Source organism: Xylanibacter rodentium (genome assembly GCF_013166575.1).
In the GTDB taxonomy this organism is placed as follows: Bacteria; Bacteroidota; Bacteroidia; order Bacteroidales; family Bacteroidaceae; genus Prevotella; species Prevotella rodentium.
Map to the genome: position 1 here is coordinate 1 of NZ_JABKKE010000052.1, position 2,128 is coordinate 2,128.

Annotated in this window: 4 protein-coding genes; all 4 read left to right on the forward strand. The window is 36.2% G+C overall.

Annotated elements, in window-relative coordinates; translation table 11 throughout:
- Positions 1–201: 201 nt before the first annotated feature.
- Positions 202–690, forward strand: coding sequence for a DUF2004 domain-containing protein (locus HPS55_RS13905; RefSeq protein WP_154956402.1), 489 nt, complete (start codon positions 202–204; stop codon positions 688–690).
- A gap of 81 nt (positions 691–771) precedes the next feature.
- Positions 772–1,119, forward strand: coding sequence for a hypothetical protein (locus tag HPS55_RS13910; RefSeq protein ID WP_068960257.1), 348 nt, complete (start codon positions 772–774; stop codon positions 1,117–1,119).
- Entirely contained in the window at positions 1,109–1,459 is a 351-nt protein-coding gene (locus tag HPS55_RS13915; protein WP_068960256.1) for an immunity 51 family protein, read from the forward strand. Before HPS55_RS13910 ends, HPS55_RS13915 begins: the two co-directional genes overlap by 11 nt.
- Before the next feature lie 87 nt (positions 1,460–1,546).
- Positions 1,547–1,984 carry an NTF2 fold immunity protein gene (locus tag HPS55_RS13920; RefSeq protein ID WP_123400033.1) on the forward strand — a complete coding sequence of 146 codons (438 nt, stop codon included), beginning with the start codon at positions 1,547–1,549 and terminating at the stop codon, positions 1,982–1,984.
- The last annotated feature ends 144 nt before the right edge of the window (positions 1,985–2,128 follow it).

Below are 2,128 nucleotides of genomic sequence, written 5' to 3' on the forward strand. Positions count from 1 at the left end.
TATAAAGTAGCTTGCGAGAAACTGACCTTTGGAGGGAAAGCATATAAACTCCGACCACGAAAGTGCAAAAAGAGGCATTAACAAAAGGTGCAGCTATTAGAGATTAGGAAACACACCTGCCGGGTGACGTTTACCACAATAAACAGCACCTACGGGTGATCTTACAAATACATTAATCGCTTGAATGAAAAATAACTAAATATGAAAAAGAATATTACTTATTTTGGAGAAGTAGAAATCAACTCTCCCCAAGAAACAAATGAAGTAAAGGTTACAATTGACAGTCACCAGATAGAATTAGATTTGAATTTCTATGATGGTGTGCCGGAATATGATTGGGTAGCTGAATACGAAAACTATACCAAGGGCTTAAAACAATATAAAGCAGATGTAGAAGCTGCCATTCGTTCAGATTACGAAGATGGAGGTGATGTAAAGGAGTATATTGATTTTCATCTTGAAGAATTGGATGCTTCTATAATAGATAAGGTTTTGGCAAGTACAGATGCTTCCAAGCCCAAAGAAGAAAGGTTACTCTCTGCCTTGAAATTAGTCCGCATCGGCTTCTATCCCGGCGAGGAAAACTATGCTGTATGGGATTATAGCATAGGACGCGAAATTGCAGATATGTTGGTGGTTGTCAATACTGATAGCACAGGCAAAATTAACTATGTAACATGGGAGAGTTGAAAAGCGATTAACAAGCGAATGAGCTGCCCTAACGGTCAGCTATTCGCATCCCATTAGCATCGAAAAACAAATAGGATTACAATGAAAATATTTAGTACAGCGCCAGAAGGTAATGAAATGGCAGAATTAGAAAATGCTCGATACATCAATTTGGCATTAAAGCAGATTGACGAAAATATTGAATGGCTAAAAACGGCTAATAAGCCAACTCAAGCAGTCTTAACTCATATAGATATATTAGTTATGTTAGCTAAAAGATTTACGGTTGATGCTAATTTGCTAATCAAAAAAGAGAAAGTTCAGGAATGGAAGAATGTTTTTAACGATTGGTTTGAACGTTGTGGCAGTAAAATTCCTGCTAAATTTAGAGATGGCATTAAAGCAAATGGAGATGAGCTTTTTAATGAGTTAGAACAATATGGGCACTAATAATTTTAAGGAACAAATAAAGCCGTTCTTTTGGGTAGAGCATGAATCAACAGTTTCAGTATGTCTGAATGTTGGTGAGTATAAAACAGAAATCTTCCAATCAAGAGAGGATGAAGGGTTTGAAGGAAACGGCTACGATTGGGAATCCTTAGCTCGTGTTTTTATCGAAGAACAAGCACCGAATTTCGTTGAAAGTGTTGATTTTGATTCAGAGGGAAGTATGTTTTGCGCTTACTCCGAAGATAAAGAAGCCTTGAAGGAGTTTATTCTGCAATTCAAGAAAGTATGTGAAAATGAGGTGCTGATTATGGATTTGTTCTCTCGTACAGAATTGGATTAAAAATGATGCTAACAAGCACCTGTTCCGCCTAACGGCGGCAAGCTGCAACCCATTACCGATAAATGTTAAACCAATAAATTTAGAGAAATGGAAGATTTAGAAATAAAACAGGAAATAGAAAGAACAATCATCGCATTTTTCACAGAAATGAATGGTTGGGAAATATATTGTGAAGATATAGACAATAATCCTGATTTGTCGGAAAAAGAAAAAACAGAATTGATGAAGTTGAAAATAAGTTCTATTTTCAGCCAATTCTGTACCTCAAAGGACAGAAAAATGGGTTTACCGAATTGCCTTTCATGGGGACTTGAAGGCAGTTATAAATATGACCCCAGTAAAGAAACTATCACAGACATAGAAAGAGTTACAAAAAACAAGTTCCATGTATATACATGTATCGAAAAAGGATTGATGAAGGAACTTCATTGCTATGTCTGTGTATGTAAATCAAATAAGTGGCTTATTGATAGTAAAAAAAGAAAATGGGGCGATGATACAAAATGGTCTAACATTTACTTATAGAATATATCGGTAACGAAGCGTGATAACGCCTAATGGCGTTCCCCGCTATCCCATTAGCTGTAATAGAAGCATGAAAAAGATTATTTTCTACATATCGGCAATTCTGTTTTGCTTGCCTATACAAGCACAACAGCGTTTCTTCGG